The organism is Pedobacter sp. (assembly GCF_039594775.1).
GTDB lineage: Bacteria > Bacteroidota > Bacteroidia > Sphingobacteriales > Sphingobacteriaceae > Pedobacter.
Map to the genome: position 1 here is coordinate 77,109 of NZ_JBCNMT010000009.1, position 21,861 is coordinate 98,969.

At 39.1% G+C, this 21,861-nt stretch carries 16 protein-coding genes; 10 read left to right on the plus strand and 6 right to left on the minus strand.

The genetic code is table 11. From position 1 onward, the window contains the following. Positions 1-7 precede the first annotated feature (7 nt). A complete protein-coding gene (locus ABDV71_RS17850; protein ID WP_343534989.1) occupies positions 8-3,181 on the minus strand; it encodes a TonB-dependent receptor in 3,174 nt (1,057 codons plus the stop codon). A gap of 229 nt (positions 3,182-3,410) precedes the next feature. Here ABDV71_RS17850 and ABDV71_RS17855 point away from each other — a divergent pair, with 229 nt between their 5' ends. Together ABDV71_RS17855 and ABDV71_RS17860 are read left to right on the plus strand one after the other, a co-directional pair. Then, positions 3,411-4,274, plus strand: a complete 864-nt coding sequence (locus ABDV71_RS17855) for an AraC family transcriptional regulator (RefSeq protein WP_343534991.1) — start codon at positions 3,411-3,413, stop codon at positions 4,272-4,274. A gap of 5 nt (positions 4,275-4,279) precedes the next feature. Then, complete coding sequence (locus ABDV71_RS17860; RefSeq protein ID WP_343534993.1) at positions 4,280-5,347, plus strand: SGNH/GDSL hydrolase family protein; 1,068 nt, start codon at positions 4,280-4,282, stop codon at positions 5,345-5,347. A gap of 148 nt (positions 5,348-5,495) precedes the next feature. Here ABDV71_RS17860 and ABDV71_RS17865 read toward each other — a convergent pair whose 3' ends face one another. From ABDV71_RS17865 to lpdA, 3 genes are all read right to left on the minus strand, one after another. Then, positions 5,496-6,677 (minus strand): serine hydrolase, encoded by a 1,182-nt coding sequence (locus tag ABDV71_RS17865; RefSeq protein WP_343534995.1) that lies wholly within the window; start codon positions 6,675-6,677, stop codon positions 5,496-5,498. Between the two features lie 125 nt (positions 6,678-6,802). Beyond that, a complete protein-coding gene (locus ABDV71_RS17870; RefSeq protein WP_343534997.1) occupies positions 6,803-9,190 on the minus strand; it encodes a T9SS type A sorting domain-containing protein in 2,388 nt (795 codons plus the stop codon). A gap of 303 nt (positions 9,191-9,493) precedes the next feature. Continuing rightward, positions 9,494-10,900, minus strand: a complete 1,407-nt coding sequence (gene lpdA, locus ABDV71_RS17875; protein WP_343534999.1) for a dihydrolipoyl dehydrogenase — start codon at positions 10,898-10,900, stop codon at positions 9,494-9,496. 404 nt (positions 10,901-11,304) lie between these two features. On the opposite strand from lpdA, the gene ABDV71_RS17880 reads away from it, so the two are divergent. The 8 genes from ABDV71_RS17880 (at position 11,305) to ABDV71_RS17915 (ending at position 19,233) form a co-directional block, all read left to right on the plus strand. Continuing rightward, entirely contained in the window at positions 11,305-11,754 is a 450-nt protein-coding gene (locus ABDV71_RS17880; RefSeq protein WP_343535001.1) for a DUF4262 domain-containing protein, read from the plus strand. 201 nt (positions 11,755-11,955) lie between these two features. Then, complete coding sequence (locus ABDV71_RS17885; protein WP_343535003.1) at positions 11,956-12,456, plus strand: hypothetical protein; 501 nt, start codon at positions 11,956-11,958, stop codon at positions 12,454-12,456. 219 nt (positions 12,457-12,675) lie between these two features. Further along, positions 12,676-12,849: a hypothetical protein gene (locus tag ABDV71_RS17890; RefSeq protein ID WP_343535005.1), complete on the plus strand. Its 174-nt coding sequence runs from the start codon at positions 12,676-12,678 to the stop codon at positions 12,847-12,849. A 181-nt stretch (positions 12,850-13,030) separates the two neighbouring features. Further along, positions 13,031-13,522 carry a hypothetical protein gene (locus ABDV71_RS17895; RefSeq protein WP_343535007.1) on the plus strand — a complete coding sequence of 164 codons (492 nt, stop codon included), beginning with the start codon at positions 13,031-13,033 and terminating at the stop codon, positions 13,520-13,522. Positions 13,523-13,552: 30 nt separating this feature from the next. Then, positions 13,553-15,430 carry a CocE/NonD family hydrolase gene (locus ABDV71_RS17900; protein ID WP_343535009.1) on the plus strand — a complete coding sequence of 626 codons (1,878 nt, stop codon included), beginning with the start codon at positions 13,553-13,555 and terminating at the stop codon, positions 15,428-15,430. A gap of 66 nt (positions 15,431-15,496) precedes the next feature. Then, on the plus strand, positions 15,497-17,152 hold the full coding sequence (locus tag ABDV71_RS17905) for a M1 family metallopeptidase (RefSeq protein ID WP_343535011.1): 1,656 nt from the start codon (positions 15,497-15,499) through the stop codon (positions 17,150-17,152). Positions 17,153-17,243: 91 nt separating this feature from the next. Then, complete coding sequence (locus tag ABDV71_RS17910; RefSeq protein WP_343535013.1) at positions 17,244-18,374, plus strand: transglutaminase-like domain-containing protein; 1,131 nt, start codon at positions 17,244-17,246, stop codon at positions 18,372-18,374. A gap of 109 nt (positions 18,375-18,483) precedes the next feature. Continuing rightward, positions 18,484-19,233 carry a head GIN domain-containing protein gene (locus ABDV71_RS17915; protein WP_343535014.1) on the plus strand — a complete coding sequence of 250 codons (750 nt, stop codon included), beginning with the start codon at positions 18,484-18,486 and terminating at the stop codon, positions 19,231-19,233. A gap of 62 nt (positions 19,234-19,295) precedes the next feature. On the opposite strand, the gene ABDV71_RS17920 is transcribed toward ABDV71_RS17915, so the two are convergent. Together ABDV71_RS17920 and odhB are read right to left on the minus strand one after the other, a co-directional pair. Next, on the minus strand, positions 19,296-20,030 hold the full coding sequence (locus ABDV71_RS17920; RefSeq protein ID WP_343535015.1) for a DUF2490 domain-containing protein: 735 nt from the start codon (positions 20,028-20,030) through the stop codon (positions 19,296-19,298). A gap of 518 nt (positions 20,031-20,548) precedes the next feature. Continuing rightward, positions 20,549-21,781, minus strand: a complete 1,233-nt coding sequence (odhB, locus tag ABDV71_RS17925) for a 2-oxoglutarate dehydrogenase complex dihydrolipoyllysine-residue succinyltransferase (RefSeq protein ID WP_343535016.1) — start codon at positions 21,779-21,781, stop codon at positions 20,549-20,551. Between the last annotated feature and the right edge of the window lie 80 nt (positions 21,782-21,861).

The window sequence follows — 21,861 nt, forward strand, 5'->3', positions numbered from 1 at the left end:
TTAAGGTTTAAAAGTTGCAACGTAATGATAGATTGTAAGTTCTGGAGTTGGGATAACCACCCAAGTCTACCCCAAACAACGCTGGGTTATCGCCATAACTATTGATCTCTGGATCATACCCTGAGTAATTAGTGAACGTAAACAGATTGTTGACGCCTACAGACACCCTCATGCCCGATATGGTTTTAGACTTTAAAGGCACATTATATCCCAAGGTGACATTTTTCACCCTCACAAAACTTCCATCCTCAATAAATCTTCTAGAGAACAAAATGGTCCTAAAAAATTGGCGCATTATTTTTGGCCCCGTTGCATTGCTATTGTCTTGTCCGGCGGCCCAAGCCCCATCAGCCATTTCTCGGGTGATATTTTTATTGCTACCCAAATTGGCATTAAAGCGGGTGTTCATATTAATAATATCGTTTCCTTGCGACCCGTTAATGAACACACTCAGATCAAAACGTTTGTATTTAAAATTATTGGTAAAACCGAAAGTATAATCAGGATTTACATCGCCAATAAAAGTTCTATCGCTTTGCGTAATGGCGGTTGGATCATTATCCAAATTTTTATACTTGATTTCGCCAATGGTCCTTAAAATAATGGAAGAGCCTTGATTGGTATAAACAGGATCATTCCTTACTTCAGCTTCATTATCATAGTAACCATCTTCTACAAAACCATACAAAGCACCAATGGGCTTACCCACCGTTTGGATAAATGGCGCATCGCCAGTAGAAATGTTACGAGCATATTGCTCAGTAACGTCGGCACTTAGGCTTAAAATCTTGTTTCGGTTAAAGGCGATGTTAAAGTTCGACTTCCATTCAAAATCTTTGTTTTTTAGTACTGTTCCACCGAGCGTAACCTCTAAACCTTTATTTTGTATAGAGCCCGAGTTCACCAATTTGGTTTCAAAGCCTGTTGACGATGGAATCACCAAGTTCTGCAACAGATCATCGGTAATTTTCTTATACACCTCTACCTGAAAGTTCAAACGGTTATTGAACATGGCAACATCAAGCCCCAAGTTATAGGCGCTAGTGGTTTCCCATTTCAGTTTCTCATTGGCCGGACCAGAGAACAGATCATTGGCCAAGCCTGTTTGAATAGCGCCACCAAAAACGTAGTTATATACACTTAGCTTTGAAAGAGAGGCGTAGGAACCAATCCCCTGGTTACCTGTTTGTCCGTAGCTAAAGCGCAGCTTCAGGTCATTCACAAACTTCAGGTTTTTCATAAATTCTTCGCTCGATACTTTCCAAGCCAGTGCTGCCGACGGGAAACCAGCCCATTTATTGTCCTTACCAAATTTACTGGAACCGTCTTGACGATAAGAGACTGTCAATAGATAGCGATCATCATAACTATAATTGGCTCTTCCCAAAAATGAAATCAGGGTCGATTGGTATCTCGAAGTTACCACTGGCATCACCACCTCACCTGCGGCTAAGTTTTCGTTTTGCAAAGCATCATTAGGAAAAGTTTTGGCTTCAGCTCTTTTGCTTTGTCCGTTGGTGCGCTCATAAGTTCCCGCAGCCATTACATTTAAGCTATGCTTATTGATGGTCTTGTTATAGGTCAAAATACTTTCGGCCACGCCGCTGTTCCAAATGTTGTCGGCCTTTAAGCCCCAGCCTTTCATTGAAAAGCCTTCGTAAACCGTACGAGGATAATATTGATCTCTGTTGCTACTCGAATAGTTGAAACCTACATTCTGTCTAAATTTAAAATCTTTCAAAAATGTAGCCTCTACGTAGTTAGACGAAAAGATATTCAAGCCTTTTACGGTATTCAAAATATCGTTTACGTAGATATATGGATTGGTGATGAAAGCATCGCCCACACCGTCGTATGCAATAGGGTCAGAAATGGTAGAAGGGAAGGTTAAGGCCGACCTAATCACCCCAGCACTTGCCGCGTCCGATTTATCTGTTCCTGTTTTTACCCCATTGGTTCGAGTGCTCGCAATGGAAGTACTGGTACCTATTTTAAAGGTTTTACTAATATTCCTGTTCAAATTTAGACCTAGGCCCAATCGGTTGTATTTAGAATTGAGCACCGTTCCCTCCTGGTCTAAATAATTAAAGGTAACACTATGTGTTCCGGCTTCGGTACCCCCAGAAAGGTTCAACGAATATTTTTGGTACAGGCCATTTCTAAAGATGCGGTCTTGCCAATTATTGGTATCGCCTACATAATCCTGCGGACCTTTTGAATAATAGGTATTCCCCGGATTTGCAGGATCGGGCACATTAGCTCCTGGAAACGGAATGGCATAATTGGTGCCTGTGTATTTGTTAGAGTTTAAATAAGCTAAATTTTGATAAGCGGCATATTCCGAGGCGTTAAGCACATCAAGTTTTTTCGATACCGATGCGATACCCGTATTGAAATTGGCCTCCAACTTGTCTTTACCGCTTTTACCTTTTCTGGTGGTAATGAGCACTACCCCATTGGCTCCCCTTGAACCATAAATAGCTGTAGCCGAAGCATCTTTCAAAATATCGATGCTCTCAACATCATCCGGATTAAGGAAGGACATCGCGTTAAGCGTTTGCTTTTCATCTTCTCCTAACGACATGGGGGTTGCCCCACTGCTGGAGTTGTTAAAGGGTACGCCATCTATCACATATAAAGGCTCTGTACCTCCCAAAAAAGAATTGGAGCCACGCACTCTAATACTTAGCCCTGCACCGGGAGCACCATCGTTTTGCGTCACATTCACACCAGCAACTTTGCCTTGCATGGCCTGTAGTACGTTGGTAGGTACATCTCGGGTCAAGTCTTCTCGATCAATTCTGGCTACCGAACCTGTCAGATCCGATTTTTTGACGGTGCCATAGCCAATAATCACCACATCTGAAAGGGTGGTACTGGCTACTTGGAGCCTAACGTTAAAATTGGTAATGCTTCCAATGGGAATTTCTTGCTGCACCATCCCTAAATAAGAAAAGGTAATAGTTTGTGCAGTTGAGGGGGCATTAATAACGAAACTACCATTCTCATTAGTGGTGGTTGAAATTTTAGCACCTTTTATGGCTACTGAAACTCCCGCAAGTGGAAGCCCATTTTCATCCATTACCTTTCCGGACAATTTCTTGTCCTGCGCAAACGCTTCGGCAACAAACAACACACATATAAGTACTGCTAATAAATAGGTGGTTAGTTGATTACGCATAAATAGTCATATTTGGTTATTTCAAAAGTAGCACCCTTCATAGCCTATTAATAATACTTTATTATCCATTTATAGTATTTTTATCTCTAAAGATTGTTTTAAAGCAAAAAAATATGGTTTATTGCACTGCAATACAAATCATTAATCATAAATATATTATTATATCTATTGCCATCAAACATGATATTATTTTATCCATTTGATTTGTCTTTATTTATCTTTTAGCCATATGATAAAAGAAATTACCCCCCTCACCACCGGCGATTGCTTCACCATTTTTGAGAGAAGGAAAAAGGATTTCGACTTCCCACTACATTACCACGAGGAAATGGAGCTTAATTTTATTTCGAATGCCAACGGTGCCCGTCGAGTAGTTGGTGACCATATTGAGGAAATTGGCGATATCGAATTGGTATTGGTCGGCTCTAACCTGCCACATGTGTGGGAAACACATAAATTACATGGACAGGAAATACACGAGGTAACCATCCAATTTCACAAAGACTTATTTGATGAAAAATTTTTGCGCAGAAACCAATTACGGGTAATCAGGGATATGTTTGAAAAGGCGAAATGTGGTATTTTATTTTCTAGCGACACAGCAAAAGCCATCGGTCCTCGCCTGATCAAGCTCAACAAACAACACGGCTTTGATTCGGTGCTTGAACTGATGTCTATTTTGCACGACCTGTCTACCTCCCGAAATATGCGTACCCTTTCCGATTCGACCTTTAGCCAGGCCGAGTTTTCCTATACCAGTCGTAGGGTAGAAAAGGTCATGGAGTATATTAACCATAATTTCGACAAACAGATATCGCTTTCGGAGGTGGCCAAAATAGCCAACATGACAGAGGTTTCTTTTAGCCGCTTTTTTAAGAACAGAACTGGGGCAAGCTTTATCGACAGCTTGATTGAAATACGCTTGGGCCATGCCTCCCGCAAATTGATTGACACCTCCGAAACTATTTCGGAAGTTGCCTACAACTGTGGCTTCAACAACATTTCTAACTTTAATCGGATTTTTAAAAAGAAGAAAGGCTGTACGCCTACCGAATTTAGGGACAACCTTTCTGGCCATCGTATTTTTGTTTAAATCATATGAAATATAGAATTGTATTGCTTTTCGTAGCACTTATCCATTTACAAGTCTGGGCAGCTAAAACAACCTTCTACCCAGCCAACCATCAAAGTATCCAATACATAGGTCGCGGCGATTTTTCTAATCCGTTACAACCAAAATTTTGGGCATCGGGAGCTTATGTCGTTATCCGTTTTAGCGGAAGTTCATTCACGGCACACCTAAACGATGAAATGCTATGGGGAAATATATTGAACTACTTGGAAGTAAAAATCGATAACCAACCCGCTTATCGCCTACGGTTAACTGCCAAGGAAAACAAATTGGAATTGGTCAAAAATCTTCCCAAAGGAAATCATACGATATTAATCTGTAAAAACTCGGAATCTGAAAATGGTTACATTTCATTCACAGGTTTTGATTGCGAAAAGCTACTCCCTCCAACAGCCCCTCAAAAAAGGAAAATGGAGTTTATTGGTGACTCTATTACCTGCGGAGCAGGAAGCGATGAAAGCGAAATTAAATGCGAAACCAAAGGTTCCTCATGGCACGACCAACACAACGCCTACTTTGCCTACGGCCCCAGCACTGCCAGAAACCTGAATGCTCAATGGCATCTTACTTCCGTATCGGGCATTGGGCTCATGCACAGTTGTTGTGGCAAAAAAATCATCATGCCTCCAGTGTACGACAAAATCAATCCTGCCCGAGACACCCTCGCTTGGGACTTTTCCAAATACCAACCTGATGTGGTAACCATCTGCTTAGGGCAAAACGACGGTATACAAGATTCAGTAAAGTTTACTACTGCCTATATCAATTTCATGAAACAGTTACGAGGCTATTACCCCAAAGCAAAGTTGGTGATGTTAACCAGCCCAATGGCCAGTCCACAACTTAAAACAGCTTTGGTAAAATATATCAGTGCTGTAAAAACAATGCTTAACCAAGGTGGAGAGAACAATATTTCCAGTTACTTTTTCGAGATTAGGGCCAATGGCGGCTGCGGAAAACATCCATCACTAGCAGAACATCAGCAAATTGCCAACGAACTCAGCGCCTTCCTCAAAAAAGAAATGAACTGGTAAAGTTAGATATTAACGTGGATCCAAGATAGGCGTTTAAAAAACCTGAGAGTTCGACTGTTATTTCAGCATCAGCTTTACAGACTATTTTGACAAATTCAATAATCGAACTTAGGTTAAAAAATATTTCCTTAGCCCAAACTCACCTTAATCAACGAATGGACCTTCCTACCTGCTGCACAAAACTATGGAAGTTCAGTTTCTTTTGCCTATCGCCCAAACGTACAATGATGACTTTATTTTGTGGGTTAACATAAACCGACTGGTGGAACATGCCCTGTGCTTTGTAGTCGTAAACTTTTTTGGCATAAAAATACCTTCCATCGGGATTTCTCTCTATCGGATAATCCAACCCTTCCTTACCTAAGGAATTTACCGCACTTACAGAATCTTTGAAAAATTTGAAATCCCTAGTGGCCCAAAACTGGTTCTTATAGCGCAGCTTGGTCAACGAATCTGGATTAGTGGTAATGTCTACCCATTTTTTGGAAACAACCTGTTTCCCTTCCCAATTACCACCATTCAAATAAAGTCTACCAATTTTAGCAAAATCGAGCGCTGTGGCATTTAAGCAACAAAAAGCTTTAATATTCCCGTCATCATCCATACTCCAAAGCGCATTGCTTTCCGCGCCAATGGGTTGCCATAAACGCTCCTGCATTTGCACTTGTATACTTTTTCCTACCGCCCGCTCTAAAATAAAGGCCAGTACCTGTGTATTGATACTTTGATATTCGAATACTTTACCAGGCTCGTTCTTCATCTTCAATTTACCTACCATTTTTTTTAAATCGGCACCATAATAGCTGCGCACAATTTTCGAAAATGGATTGAACGACCTTTCCGAAAAATTAAATCCGCTACGCATATCCAGCACATGCTGTATGGTCAAACGGCTAAAGCGTTCATCGTTTTTAGCCAGTTCTGGCAAATATTTAATCACCAATTCACTGATCGATTTAATCTCACCTTTGTCAATGGCAATACCCACCAAAGTGCTCACAAATGATTTAGCGACCGAAAAACTAGGCTGTTTAGTAGTCAGCGCTTTATCTTCAGAAAGGTATTGATAAATGATACTGTCGTTTTTTATCACCAAAAAGACATTGGTCTTGGTATTTTTCAAGGAAGTATCCAGATGCAGTTTTAGCTTTTCATAAGCCTTATTTGGGTAATTATTTTTAAAATAAAACGGCGTAGCCGATTTTTGGATGGTCACATTTTCAAACTTGGCACTATCGCCCGTATCGGGAATTAAATATTTAATAGACCTTAAAGGCACACAGGCAGCAAGAAAAAGTAAAATTGCAGCTAAGGAAAAGGTAATTCTCATTGTTGCTAAAATACGAAAGTGTTGTTAAGCATACATTGTGCATTAAAATATTTACGTAAAATGCAAGCAGTGTACATTAGTTACCAATAGAGCGCACAAATCTAAACCTAAATACTAAAAAGCAGTTATTGTTTTACCACCTTAACACTCATTGGAATCTCACCAATCAACCTCACAACATAAGTTCCAGCGGCCAAACTAGAAAAATCAAAAGACACTTGATTTTGCTCTTGCCGAATTTTCTTTTTATAAATTTCTCGACCCGATAAATCTAAAAGCGAAGCATGCGAATAAATACTATTTCCTAAGCTCAGCACCACTAAATCTTTTGTGGGGTTTGGGTATACGGTCAGGGCATCTCGATTAAGAAACACTTTAATAACCACCTCACCAATTTTCACAGTTTTCCCGTCTTGGTCTACCTGCTCAAGCTTATAATAATTATTGCCAATTTTTGGCTGGCTATCATATTGAATATAGCTATTCGGTGTTTGAGCAGACAATGCGCCACGCACCTTTACCAATTCTTTAAAATTATCCCCATCTGTTGATGAACTAATAATAAACTCTTTATTATTATTCTCAGACGAAGTATTCCACTGCAATCTTACCCTATGCCCCTCTAAACTCGCGGTAAAGCCAGTAAGTTTAACAGGAAGTGTTACTTCCCCTTGGAACTCGTACGCACCGATATCAACAATACCACCATTCAAATAGTTGTACACTCTTGGGTTTCCCGATAAATCTTTATCTGTGCCCAAGCTATTATTGTTTATATCTCCATCAGCTGCTTCATAAAAACTATTTTTTCCCAGATTAATTAATGGACTACCCGAGCCAAGTCTATAATCATTACTAGTAGCATTGGCGAATAAACTAGCCATAGTATAAATACTAGAGTTTCCATCTAAATTACCTTCACCACCAGCATCGCCCTGTATTAAGCTATATTGAATATCTTTATTAATACTACCATTAACTATATTACTAGGCGTGCCACTCTCGGTCTTATTACCAAAAACAATACTATTTCTGCTGGTGATTTTTTTAGTTCCATTACCTAAAAAATGAATATGGTTTAGGCCAGTATTTTCCAAAAATGTAACATTGTACAATGAGATATCATTTGAAGAATTAGTAGTTGAAGAAAAAATCCCACTACCATTATTACTAGAGTTTGAGCTTATACTACTACCCAATACATAAACAAAAGAATTAGTTGTAACAGCGGCAGGAGTTGAGGTAGAAGCTGCAGAATAAATTCCACCCCCAAATTGAGCAGCAACATTCCCAACAATCTTGCTTCCAGCTACCGAAACATTAGAAATAGAAGAATTAACAGTCGAGGATGAAGCCCAAGAATATATCCCACCTCCATTGAAAGATGCAGAATTTCCACTAATAGTGCTATTTCTTAAATTAACAGTTGAAGAAGAATTGGAATAATTAGAGCAATAAGAATAGACGCCAGCACCAATATTGGCAGAATTTTCACTAACATCACTCCCGCTTATTGTTATTGCATTAGACAACGGTGTCGAGGTAGAATTAGAAACATAAGAACCAACACCTCCGCTAGTAGAAGCAGCGAAGTTGCCCCTAACACTACTATTGTTGATAGTTATATTTGAAGATAAAATAGAACTAATATAAATACCTCCGCCATTTGTTGCTGAACCTCCAAAAATATTACAATTTAAAACATTAGCTACTGCATAAGCACTACTTACGTAGATACTAGCACCTGTTACAGACTTATTTCTATTAAAGCTACTATTAGTTACATTAACCGTCGCAGTGTTTGGATAATAAGAAGCCCAACAGAAAATTCCTCCTCCTATGTTAGCTGAATTTCCAAAAACCTCGCAATTTGTTAACGTTACTGATGAAGAAGTCGTAGATGCCCAACTGTATATTCCACCTCCAGAGCCCCCCAAAAAAGAATGTCCATTTAGACTAATATTCTCATTATTGTTGTCAGCATTGCCTCCCGTAATAATAAAACCATCTAAATTTGAACTTACAGTAGTATTAACGGCAATAATTATATGATGCGCATTTTCGCTATTACCAGTAATAGACAATGTAGGCCCGCTTCCAATAATTATATCATCACCATTAAAATCTCCACTAAGAATTGAACCTCCACTTTCTGGCACACCACTTTTAGAAGGCACAATCCTAACGTCCAATAAATCATCTATGCCGTTAGCGGGATCAAATCCCCCATAAAGCCTTACACCATTTTTCACTACGAATGCGTTAGCTCTATCTCCAACCGTAATTGTATTTACAGCATCAGCCCTACGATTGGGCTTATAAGTTCCAATAGCAACAAAAATCTGATCTCCAGCAGAAGAAGCATTAATCATTGCTTGAATATCGTCACTTGCATTAGCCCAACTGGTGCCACTTTTAGTATTCGAGCCACCTTCTACTACATACCTAGTAGTTTGTGCAAAACCGTAAAAAAATAAAAACGTAAGTAAAAAAGAAAGTATAAGTTTTTTCATTTAAAGAGATTAATTTAGTTAATGCATCACCAAAGACGGGGTATGCCTTCTAATAGAATATCAACATTCCGTTATTGAGCCATTTTTTGTTCGCTAAACTCGCTACTAAAAATGATAAATGCAAGTATGCTTTTATATTGACAATTACTTAACTGATAGGCTTTAAATTGTTTTGATTAGTATATTAGGATAGAAACCATGTTCTATCTTTTCATAGATATAAAAAATCCCACGGCAACAGCCGCAGGATTTATATCATGTTTAGCAGGATTCAACTAACCACTGTTAACTGATCCCTAGCCACTAAATATGTATTGCTCTATTTTCAGTAGCAGCCAAAGCAGCCTCTTTTAAAGCTTCAGTATAAGTTGGGTGTGCATGGCAAATTCTAGCTACATCCTCTGCCGAAGCACGGAATTCCATCGCAACAACCGCCTCAGCAATCATATCCGCAGCACGAGGGCCAATCATATGAACACCTAAAATTTCGTCTGTTTTTTCATCAGCCAACACCTTTACAAAACCATCGGTATCCATACTCGCTTTAGCACGTCCACTCGCTTTGAAAGGGAAAGAACCCGCTTTATATTTTACACCAGCGGCTTTCAATTGCTCCTCAGTTTGACCTACAGAAGCCACCTCTGGCCAAGTGTAAACTACCCCAGGAATTAAGTTATAGTTGATATGAGGTTTTTGTCCAGCAATAGTTTCTGCTACATAAATCCCTTCATCTTCCGCTTTGTGCGCCAACATGGCTCCCTTAATCACGTCACCAATCGCATAAACACCTTTAACAGCAGTTTCTAAATGGTCGTTAACAGGAATTTTATTACCTCTCTCTTCAGGCGTGATGCCAATTTTTTCTAACCCTAAACCTTGGGTATAAGCCGTTCTACCAACCGCTACAATACAGTAGTCAGCTTCCAATTTCACCGCCTCACCTTTAGCATTGTCAGCGGTTACCGTTACCACTTTGCCTTTAACCGATGCACCAGTTACTTTGTGGCTGGTTAAAAACTCCATGCCCAACGATTTTTTCAATACACGTTGCAACTCTTTGCCCAAACCAGCATCCATGGTGCTGATAATTGATGGTGCAAATTCTACAACCGTAACTTTAGTACCCAAACGAGCATAAACCGAACCTAACTCCAAACCAATTACACCACCACCAATTACTACCATGGTTTTGGGCACTTCTTTCAAAGTTAAAGCCTCGGTAGAAGTAATGATACGTTTTTTATCAACTGGCAAAAATGGCAAAGCCGTAGGTTTAGAACCTGTAGCAATAATCACATTTTTAGTGGTTAATTTTTCGGTACTGCCATCCGCTTTGGTCACCACAATGGTGTTTTTATCTTCAAAAGAAGCTACACCTTCAAAAGCATCGATTTTATTTTTCTTAAACAGATAAGTAATACCAGCAGTGTTTTGAGCAACTACATCGTCCTTACGGGCAATCATTTGCTTCATATCAACCTTCAAATCTTTTAGGTTAATACCGTGAGTAGTAAAAGTATGAGCCGCGTTATGGTAGTGCTCCGAAGAATCTAACAAGGCCTTAGACGGGATACAGCCAACATTTAAGCAAGTACCGCCATAAGTTTTATATTTTTCTACTACCGCTGTTTTTAAACCTAATTGTGCACAACGGATGGCACCTACATAACCGCCCGGACCCGAGCCTATAACAACTACGTCGTATTGCATAATCTTTTAAGAATTTTTGTTAGGCAAATGTACACTTTACCACCTAAACCCCAAAAGTTACAATGTTTTAATGTTGTAAAAACTTGCTCATGTTCCCCGTTTTGGAGGCAAAAGGAGTTTAAAGGTTATTTTTTTTGAAAAGCTGTACCTGTATTTCATCGCTTCCGTTAGCCGGGCTTTACGCTACAATCTTTTTGCGAACGTTAGTGCTTAAACCCCATAGGTTTTAAAAACCTATGGGGTCTGCTATCAGGAAATGCAACAAAAAGTATTTCCACTGCAATCCCGTTTATGGAACAAAAGATGGGCGCATTTAGTCAAATCCGTATATTTATAGTCATCTGTAAAAACCTAATAAATGTTACATTAAAAAACCTTGAAAAACAATAAAAAACAAAAACACTATGAACGAAGAAAAAAGAAGAGCATACTTTGAAATGGTCGAAAATAATATTAAGGAATATGGATTTCATATAACATATGTTCTCGAAGAAAAAGACTGTACTCCATTTGGATATTCAACTGGACTGTATAAAAATTTCGGAATTCCAGAGGCTTTTGTTTCGGGCTTACCTAATGGGCTCACCAATACTTTGATAAACAATTATGCTCAAATCTTCAAAAACAAAAAAGTACCATTAAATGAAAAACTAAGCGACCTAATCGACCGTTTCCCAACATATATTATTGCTGTAAAAAACGATGTTCTTAGCAAAAAAATATTAACCTCGTTCAGGTTCTATGAAGATAAAGAATTCGAATCTGTTCAAATAATTTTCCCTGACCTAGCAGGAAAATTCCCTGAAGAGTCTGGCTACGACTATGACCAAGAAATCTTTGGCTCTTTATTATAAATGAGGGAATGCCACTATAGTCCATACCTGTCATCTTGAGCCTGTCGAAGGATTATCTTAGCAAAACACATACAGATTCTTCGCTAACGCTCAGAATGACAAGAAAAAAAGTATTGCCGCTGAAGTCCCGTTTAGCTTACAAAAGGCTATGCGTTTATTCACAAAATGATTATCTATATTTGATAGTCAGCGGTAATCACTATGAAAGCTCAGCCAACTCTCACTTTCCTTTTACTATTGGCCTTTGGGAATCTCCTTGCGCAAGAGAACATTATTTACAGCAATAAATTTTATGAGTCTGTAATATTTCCAAAGTCATATCAACTTGGTTTTTTCTTAGGCGAAGAAAAACTGACTAATAGGTTTACTCCTACAATCTCCCAAGCCAAACTTGCCGACTCAACCTTACTTTTTAAATATGAGGAAACAAATGAGAAGTTTTTTGGAAAAAAGAGCCCATCAAGAAGGGAATCCATTGCTTCGTCGAAGGTCAATAGACAATTTGTTGGTTACATTAATCATGCTGGAGACTCTATTATATTGATTAATCTTTTAGATTTTAGTAAGCGTACGAAAAGTCAGATAAAGAATTACTTTCATGACTGGAAAAAGAATTATATTATAGGATTTGGAACCTTTTACGAAAGAAATACAAGAAAATATCAATTTAACATGAGAACAAAAGAAATCGAATTCATGTAATAAAAATACTGTTCAACCTGTGGTTGGTATTATCACCACACCGCTCAGGACCTAATAAAGTTTGTCCTTACATCCTTAGCTGATGGATTATCTTAGCAAAACGCTTCGACAGGCTCAGCGTGACAAACAAAAAGTATTTCAACCTATGGTTGGTTTAAAACCTCATCCAAAACTTTCATTTAATTTTCCGCTAAAAAAATATACCCCTTATATTTGAGTATGATAAACTTAAGAAACATCCCATTTTTTGTGGTAGGCCTATCTGCTTTGCTTTTAGGTGTATTGGCATTTAGAAATGATTGCCCTACTCCATGGTACGTCATTGCCCTAATCTATTTTATTTTGGGCTTTGCCTTTCGCAAACCTGTTGATACGGCCGACGGCGGCCACTAGCATTTTGCCGTCATTTCGACTGAAGCATGGCGTAACGGAGAAATCTTTGAATTGACCAAAACTGTCCAAAGATTTCTCTGCTTCGTTTTACTCCGTTCGAAATGACGGTATTATTTATTCTTTTCTATCAAGAGCTTTCAGCCTTAAGCTTTCTGCTTTTCAGCACCCTAAACCAAACCAAGTGAAGCCCATCAACATTCTTTTACTAATCTTAAGTTTTTTTACAACCACTACTTATGCCCAAGAAAAAGGACCTGAAGCTGGAGGGCCTCCTAAATTATCAGAGCTTATTGGTTTCTGGAAAAAGAAAAATATTCCCGACGAAGAAAAAATCAACAAAGTAAACCCTTGGCCGCAAAAATATCAATGGTTTGCCTTTTATGAAAATGGAAAAGTGTATTCCATGATGTCGGACAAAGACTACAACTACTCTTCCAAAGAACTAAAAGAACTCTTCGACCTTTTACCAGCCAATAAAACACCAGATTTTAAGTTAAATGGTCTATTCCTTACCATCGATAATAAAGAAGTTAAAGATTATCAGGAACTATGGGGCGTAAACCTATTTGCCATAGATGTCAACGAGCTTTTAAAAAAAGGGAACCTCATCATGAGTTTAGATGACGGTTCTGGAAATGTTGTCTACTATCGATTATTAGAAAAGGTCAATTAGCCAAACACATACTTAACTAAACCAAATTTAATGAAACGTATTACCCTAACCCTTCTTCTCCTTTCTTGCTTTTTCGCCCAAATCACTTTGGCGCAAGAAACAGATTCTGCCTACGTACGTAACCATTACACCAAAATAGAACGTCTTATTCCCATGCGAGATGGCGTAAAACTATTTACCGCTATTTACATTCCTAAGGATATTTCTGCCAGCAAAAAATATCCGTTTTTAATTAACCGTACCCCATACACCGTGAGACCATACGGCGAAAACGAATACAAAACCAGCTTGGGCGGCTACCCTGCGGTAATGCGTGACGGTTTTATTTTTGTTTATCAAGATGTACGCGGCCGTTGGATGAGCGAAGGGGAGTTTGAAGACATTAGGCCAACCAACCTTAAAAAAGGCAAAAAGGATATTGATGAAAGCACCGATACCTACGACACCATCGACTGGTTAGTGAAGAATATCCAAAACAACAATGGCAAAGCGGGTATGTATGGCATTTCCTATCCTGGCTTTTATTCTACCGTTTCTTTAGTAAAATCGCATGCGGCATTAAAAGCAGTTTCGCCGCAAGCACCCGTTACTGATTGGTTTATTGGCGATGATTTCCACCACGGTGGTGCATTGTTCTTAATGGATGCCTTTAAATTCATGACTTCTTTCGGGGTTCCCCGTCCAAAACCAATTACCCCTGACAAAGGGCCTAAGCCTTTCCAATTTCCTATAAAAGATAACTATCGTTTTTATTTAGAAGCTGGCTCGGTAAAAAACCTAAAGGATAAATATATGGGCGACAGCATCAAGTTTTGGAACAACTTATTTAAACACCCTAACCTGGATACCTTTTGGCAAGCACGTCAGATTGTAAGACATTTAAAAGATGTAAAACCCGCAGTAATGGTGGTAGGTGGTTTTTTTGATGCCGAAGATGCCTATGGCGCCTTTGAAACCTACAAAGCCATTGAAGCACAGAACCCCAAAGCCAACAATATTTTGGTAGCAGGCCCATGGTTCCATGGCGGCTGGGTACGTGGTAAGGGCGATAGTTTTGGCGACATCAATTTTGGCACCCCCACAAGTACTTACTACCAAGAAAACTTGGAGTTACCATTCTTCAAATATTACCTCAAGGGAGAAGGCAGCTTTAACGGTGCCGAAGCAAATATCTTCTTAACAGGTAGCAATCAATGGAAAAAATTCAATACTTGGCCACCGCAAGATGTAGAACTGAAATCGTTGTATTTCCATCCAAATGGCAAGTTATCATTTACCAAACCGAACGGCAACAACAGCTTTGACGAGTACGTGAGCGACCCTAATGCTCCCGTGCCTTACCAAGATGGCGTACAAGCCAACCGAACCAGAGAATACATGATAGATGACCAGCGTTTTGCTTCTAGACGACCTGATGTGAAAACCTACCAAACAGATGTGTTAACGGAAGACATTACCTTAACTGGCCCCGTACTGGCCAATTTAATGGTAAGCACTACAGGCACTGACGCCGACTATGTAGTGAAATTAATCGATGTATATCCAGAAGACACCAAAGAAGTTTCGCCAGCCGATAAAGATAAAATGATGGCCGGCTACCAGATGATGGTAAGAGGCGAAATATTAAGGGGCAAATACAGAAACAGTTTCGAAAAACCCGAAGCCTTTGTGCCTAACCAAGCCACCCAAGTAAAATATGCTTTGCCTGATGTGGGCCACACCTTCAAAAAAGGCCACCGCATTATGGTACAAATACAACACTCTTGGTTTCCATTGGCCGACAGGAACCCTCAAAAATTCATGAACATTTACGAAGCACAACCTAGCGACTTCCAAAAGGCTACGCACAGAATTTATCATGAGCAAACCAACAGCTCTTTTTTATCTTTACCTGTACTTAAACCATAAAATCAACCACATAGACACATAGGCTTTAAATGACCTATGTGTCTATATGGTCAAAAATATAAACCAATGAAGAAAACACTAATTGCTTTAGCTTTCGCCAGCATTTCATCAGCTGCCTTTGCACAAAACATGCTTGGCAGTAACGAGAAAGAAGAAAGAGCAAAATTTTTGAGGGGCGCTTTAACAGATTTAAGGACCTGCTACGACATCAATTACTACCACCTAGATGTGAAAATCGACATCGATAACAAGTCGGTAAGCGGTAGCAACGAATTTGCTTTTACCGCCACCAAAGATTTTGAAAACCTACAATTTGATTTGTTCGAAAATTTAAAAGTAGAAAAGGTTGTTTTCAAAGGAAAAGAACTTCCATTTACCAGAGAGTTTGCGGCTGTCTTTGTAAAATTCCCGAAGATAAAAAAAGGAAGTAAAGAACGCTTTACCGTTTATTATAGCGGCAATCCAAGAGTAGCAAAAATGCCACCCTGGGATGGAGGCTTTATTTTCAGGAAAGATAAATCTGGTAATCCATTCGCATCCGTAGCTTGCCAAGGTTTGGGTGCCAGTGTTTGGTGGCCAAATAAAGACCATCAGAGTGATGAAGTCGACAGCATGTTAATCAGCATAAGCGCCCCAAAAGAATTAGATTGCATTGCCAACGGTCGTTACAGAGGCAAAACCCAAAGCAATGATGGCTATACCAAGCACAACTGGTTTGTGGGCAATCCCATCAACAATTACAACGTTGCTTTCTACATTGGCAAATATGCACATTGGAGCGATTCATACGATGGCGAAGACGGTAAACTTAGCTTGGACTTTTATCCCTTGAAAGAAGACAGCGCCAAAGCTCGTCCACATTGGGACGCTGATGTAAAACCGATGCTAAAATCTTTTGAATACTGGTTCGGCCCCTATCCATGGTATAAAGACGGCTATAAATTGGTACAAGCACCTCACTTGGGCATGGAGCACCAAAGTGCCGTAGCATACGGCAATCAATACAAAAAAGGATATTTGGGCCGTGATTTATCTGGCACCGGAGTTGGTTTAAAATGGGACTTCATTACCATTCATGAAACTGGACACGAATGGTTCGGCAATAATATCACGACTAAAGATATTGCCGACATGTGGGTACATGAAGGTTTCACGACTTATTCAGAAGTGTTATTTACCGAAAGCACACAGGGAAAAACCGCTGCGAGCGATTACCTTATCGGATTGCGTAAAAACATCGAAAACAAAAGCCCAATGATTGGCAAATATAATACCAACACCGAAGGTAGTGGCGACATGTATTACAAAGGAGCCAATCTTATCCATACTATCCGTCAGCTGATCAATAACGATGAAAAATTCAGGCAAATATTAAGGGGCTTGAATAAAACCTTTTATCATTCTACCACCACTTCCGCCGCGGTAGAAGCCTATATCATCAAACAAAGCGGTTTAAAACTCGACAAAGTATTTGACCAATACCTGCGTTATGCCAACATCCCAACATTGGAATATAAGATAGAAAACGGTACACTACAATACAAATGGCTAAGTGATGTAACTGGTTTTGATATGCCTGTAAAAGTAAGCCTAAACGCAGGAGAATACACTTTGATCAAGCCAAGCAACAATTGGCAATCTATAAAAATAAATCCTTCAATTACTCCTGAAAACTTTAAGGTAGAACCAAATTTTTATGTAAATCTTAAACACTTAAAATAAGTTGTCATTTGATGCAACCTTTTCGTAATAAAAGCGTCTTCTTTAACGGGTGCAGGAAGTACCTGCACCCGTTAATCATTTTATACCAAACATGAAGACAACCTCAATTTTTACCCTTTTCATTTTATTTGCTGCACACATTGCTTTTGCACAAAAAAGAACGCCCATTATTAAGGCTACCTCTACACAAGTTGATATTAGAGATGACCGTAAACTAAATAAAAATGCTTGGCGTATTGTTCCAGAAGAGAAACTGGATGTTTATGTGACTTCTGGGAAAAAGGTTACCTTTTACACGGACATCGATTCTATCTCTTTCAAAATTGACCCTAAAGTTGGGCAGTATGATTTTATCATTCTATTAAATGGCAAAGATACCGCCAGGACACAAATCAAATATCAGGAAAGTAGATTGGGGCAACTAAAAAAAGCAGGAAAGTATAATTATGCCGATAACCGCTTTATCCCAAAATTTAGTTATCAGCCCAAAGAAGATACCAATTTACAACGCGTAAGAAAAGACTTGAAACTTGATTCCATTGCCGGAAAAGGAAATGAGTTATCACAAATTTTCAATCTGATGCATTGGGTGCACAACTTAATCAGACATGACGGCAGCAGTAATAATCCTACTTTAAAAAATGCAATTGATCTAATCAGGGTATGTAAAGAAGAAAATCGTGGCGTGAATTGCCGAATGCTGGCAACTATTCTTAACGAATGTTATTTAGCCATGGGAATTACTTCCAGATATGTGACCTGCATGCCTAAAGAAACAAAATTCGATGATTGTCATGTCATCAACATGGTTTATTCAAAAGACCTGAACAAATGGATTTGGATGGACCCTACCTTTGATGCTTATGTGATGGATGAAAAAGGAAATTTACTGGGCATTCAAGAAGTGCGTGAGCGACTTGTTAATGGTTTACCTTTGGTATTGAATGCAGATGCCAATTGGAACAGGTCCAACTTGCAAACTAAGGAAGAATATTTAGAAAAATATATGGCCAAAAATCTTTATCGTCTTCAAAGCCAACAAATAAGTGAATACAATACTGAAACTTCAATAAGTGGTAAAAAAATAACTTATATAGAACTTCTTCCTTTAGACGGTTTAGAGCAAACACCTCAAAAAAGCGAATCAACTAATCAAAAGACAGGGGTAACCATTACCTTTTACAAAACCAATAACCCAAATTTATTTTGGACAAAACCCTAAATAATTAAAAGAAACTACCGTAAATTTACGTTAGCATATTAATGCTAAAAATGAGTTTCTAATCGATGCAACGTTTTTAAACCAAACGGCGTCTCTTAAGAAAAAAACCATGAGCAAAAAATATATTTCCATTGGCTTTATGCTGGCTGCAGTGATTGCTGCAGCACATCCTGCACAATCTGAATTGCCAATTAACATCGGCGTATCAAAATCAAAGCTGAAAAACCGAGATGTTGAAGTTAAAAATTTTAATGCCGTGGCCGCAGGTGGCCCTTTACAAGTCATCGTAACACTAGGTTCTACCGAAGGTGTTAGATTTGAAGGCGATGAAGAAGCCATTTCTTCACTTATAGCTGAGGTAAAAGGCAACACACTGATTATTCGTCCTCAAATGAGCTGGACAAGCTGGTCGCACAAATACAAAGACAAGAAGATAACGGCTCATGTAAACGCCAAAACCATTAAAGCCCTAACCATGAGCGGCGATGGTTCTCTTACGGTAAAAGGTACCATTAACCAAAATTCTTTAACCACAACCCTAAGTGGCTCTGGCACAATCAATGCTACTATAGCCGTGCAAGAGTATAATGCTGTGGTTAGTGGTTCAGGAAAACTGAACATTGCGGGTGAAGCAGGTGACACCAATGTAACCATTAGCGGTTCTGGTTTATTGAGCAAAAAAGGTGCTTTGAAAGTAGCTAATCTCTCGGCACGCATTAGTGGATCGGGAACAGCTTATGTTCATACCGACGGAGAAATCAGTGCCCTAATTAGCGGATCGGGAAGTGTATACTATACGGGCAACGCCGATGTTAGCCAAAAAAGTTTAGGTTCTGGAAAAGTAAGAAAGGCCAATTAAAACTATAAATCAATAAAAAAAGCGTCCCGAAAATCGGGACGCTTTTTTTATGAAAAGACATTTTAAAATCTCGTATATAATGCCAACTGAACGGAATTATTCATGGTATTTACCGAAGCCCCTTTTACCGCTTGGTTTAAGTAACCAGCTTCAATATCAAATGCTTTTGAAACACGATAGCCTACCGCTAAATAAGCTCTATTTTGGTCGAAAGTACTTCCATTTAGTTCGTCCTTGTTTTGCAGGTTTAAGAAAAATTCATTTTGTAAGGCCACAAACATTCCTTTTTCAAAAGCACCGGCTTGTTTTTGTAAGGGTTGCACCAACCTAAAAAAATAACGGAATCGTTGAGAAAATAAATCATCTGTTTGACGCTCGATAAAACGTTGCTCTAATCTGAATCTATGACTTAAAGCCGCTCCTTTCCAAGGTTGGTGGTTATAAATGTACTGTTGCCAAATACGATGTTCTGTAAAGGTATTTTTTGGAACAACAGCATCAAATCCGCCTATAGTTACGGCATCCATTTTTGGGAAATAAGTTTGCGTAAATAAATAACCTACAGTGGCGTTCGAGTTTTTATTGATATAATAGGTAACGCCCGGTCTAACCAGCACATTTCTTACCATATCCCAATTATCCGCAGAGCGTAACTGAAAATCAAAATGCATACCCCATTTATCATTAAACTTGGTGCTATTTAAAAACAAGAACCAACCGGTATTTTGCTGATTGGTTTGCGCACAGAGCATTGTGCTGAAAATGCTAAATAAAGCGACGAGTGTAATTTTTCTCATTTGGTCTTAATTTGTGTGATAAACGAAAATATTAAAATAACTGAACAATGGGGAAAACGTAACAGAAAGTAGACAAAGTTATAGGTCTGAATGATTCTTTGAGCTGTGCAGGTCGTCACCCTGAATTTATTTCAGGGTCTTTCATGCTAAAAAGATGCTGAAATAAATTCAGCATGACGCGAGCTTAAACTAAACGCAACCAGGGTAGTATTTTCAAAAAAATTATCGACTTCAGGTTACGAGATTGCTTTCCAGAAAAGTCGGGACTGGCTATGCCTCGCAATGACGAATCGCTTTAAGCTTAGCTTCGCTGAGCACTTCGTGGTTACCGCCTATGCGGGGATGACAAGGTAGCTAGGTAAAGTACATAAAAAAAGCCTTGTCCATTTTCATGAACAAGGCTTTTATCTGATGCCGTTATGCTGACCACGAAGTAGCTGCAAAGCAAATTTATTTCAGCATCTTTCTTTATTATTTTTACAGACTCTGAAACAAGTTCAGAGTGAAGGAGCTTCTAATTAAACGCCTAACAACAATCTAGCTGGGTCTTCCAATAATTGCTTAACACGCACCAAGAAACCTACCGACTCACGTCCATCGATAATTCTGTGATCGTAAGATAATGCAATGTACATCATCGGGCGGATTACCACTTCTTTATTCTCAGCAATTGGACGCTCAATAATGTTGTGCATTCCCAAAATTGCAGATTGAGGGGCATTGATGATTGGCGTTGACATCATTGAACCAAAAACACCACCATTGGTAATGGTAAAGGTACCACCGGTCATTTCTTCAATGGTCAATTTGCTATCTCTAGCTTTAGTAGCCAACTCAATTACTGTTTTTTCAATTTGAGCCAAGCTCATGCTCTCCGCATTTCTAATGATTGGCACTACCAAACCTTTAGGTGCAGATACCGCGATGGATACATCCACGAAATCATTGTAGATGATTTGATCACCTTCAATACGAGCATTTACCGCAGGAAAATCTTTAGCCGCCTCACATACCGCTTTAGTGAAGAAACTCATGAAGCCTAAGCCAACACCATGTTTCTCTTTAAATTGGTCTTTATATTTAGCACGTAAATCCATAATTGGCTTCATATTAACTTCATTGAAAGTAGTCAACATAGCCGTTTCATTTTTAACCGCAACCAAGCGTTTAGCTACCGTTTTACGCAATGGCGACATTTTTTCAGCACGCTCATTTCTTGAGCCAGCAACTGATGCAGCAACAGGAGCAGCTTTTGGAGCTTCTGCCTTAGCAGCTGGTTTACCTGCTTGTGCATTATTTGCATCTTCTTTGGTAATTCTTCCATCAACACCACTACCTTTTACGCTAGCAGCATCAACACCTTTTTCAGCTAAAATTTTAGCTGCTGCAGGTGAAGGAGTACCTGTTGCGTAGCTTTCGCTAGAAGATTTTTCAGCCACTGGAGCCGCAGCTTTATCTGCTGCTGGAGCTTCAGCTTTAGGGGCTTCTGCTTTTGTCTCTTTCGCTGGTGCCGCGCCACCTTCTTCAATGGTACAAACTACGGCACCAATTTCTAGTGTATCGCCTTCACTAGCTACTACTTTTAAAGTTCCTGATTGCTCTGCAGTAAGTTCAAAAGTTGCTTTGTCTGATTCTAACTCAGCAATAATTTCGTCCATTTCTACAAAATCACCATCGTTTTTAACCCAACGAGACAATACTACCTCGGTAATCGATTCGCCTACTGGCGGAACTTTGATTTCTAAACTCATATTTTTATGTATGTTGTAAGGTTGAAATGTTCTAAAGTTGAAATGTTGCGAGTGAACAAAATCTCAAATCTCACATCTCA

Excerpts from the sequence above, each read along its gene's own strand:
- ABDV71_RS17915 (WP_343535014.1), top strand. The coding sequence starts at position 18,484 with ATGAGCAAAAAATATATTTCCATTGGCTTTATGCTGGCTGCAGTGATT.
- ABDV71_RS17880 (WP_343535001.1), top strand. The coding sequence starts at position 11,305 with ATGAACGAAGAAAAAAGAAGAGCATACTTTGAAATGGTCGAAAATAAT.
- ABDV71_RS17900 (WP_343535009.1), top strand. The coding sequence starts at position 13,553 with ATGAAACGTATTACCCTAACCCTTCTTCTCCTTTCTTGCTTTTTCGCC.
- ABDV71_RS17865 (WP_343534995.1), bottom strand. The coding sequence starts at position 6,677 with ATGAGAATTACCTTTTCCTTAGCTGCAATTTTACTTTTTCTTGCTGCC.
- ABDV71_RS17905 (WP_343535011.1), top strand. The coding sequence starts at position 15,497 with ATGAAGAAAACACTAATTGCTTTAGCTTTCGCCAGCATTTCATCAGCT.
- lpdA (WP_343534999.1), bottom strand. The coding sequence starts at position 10,900 with ATGCAATACGACGTAGTTGTTATAGGCTCGGGTCCGGGCGGTTATGTA.
- ABDV71_RS17920 (WP_343535015.1), bottom strand. The coding sequence starts at position 20,030 with ATGAGAAAAATTACACTCGTCGCTTTATTTAGCATTTTCAGCACAATG.
- ABDV71_RS17885 (WP_343535003.1), top strand. The coding sequence starts at position 11,956 with ATGAAAGCTCAGCCAACTCTCACTTTCCTTTTACTATTGGCCTTTGGG.
- ABDV71_RS17890 (WP_343535005.1), top strand. The coding sequence starts at position 12,676 with ATGATAAACTTAAGAAACATCCCATTTTTTGTGGTAGGCCTATCTGCT.
- ABDV71_RS17850 (WP_343534989.1), bottom strand. The coding sequence starts at position 3,181 with ATGCGTAATCAACTAACCACCTATTTATTAGCAGTACTTATATGTGTG.
- odhB (WP_343535016.1), bottom strand. The coding sequence starts at position 21,781 with ATGAGTTTAGAAATCAAAGTTCCGCCAGTAGGCGAATCGATTACCGAG.
- ABDV71_RS17910 (WP_343535013.1), top strand. The coding sequence starts at position 17,244 with ATGAAGACAACCTCAATTTTTACCCTTTTCATTTTATTTGCTGCACAC.
- ABDV71_RS17860 (WP_343534993.1), top strand. The coding sequence starts at position 4,280 with ATGAAATATAGAATTGTATTGCTTTTCGTAGCACTTATCCATTTACAA.
- ABDV71_RS17870 (WP_343534997.1), bottom strand. The coding sequence starts at position 9,190 with ATGAAAAAACTTATACTTTCTTTTTTACTTACGTTTTTATTTTTTTAC.
- ABDV71_RS17855 (WP_343534991.1), top strand. The coding sequence starts at position 3,411 with ATGATAAAAGAAATTACCCCCCTCACCACCGGCGATTGCTTCACCATT.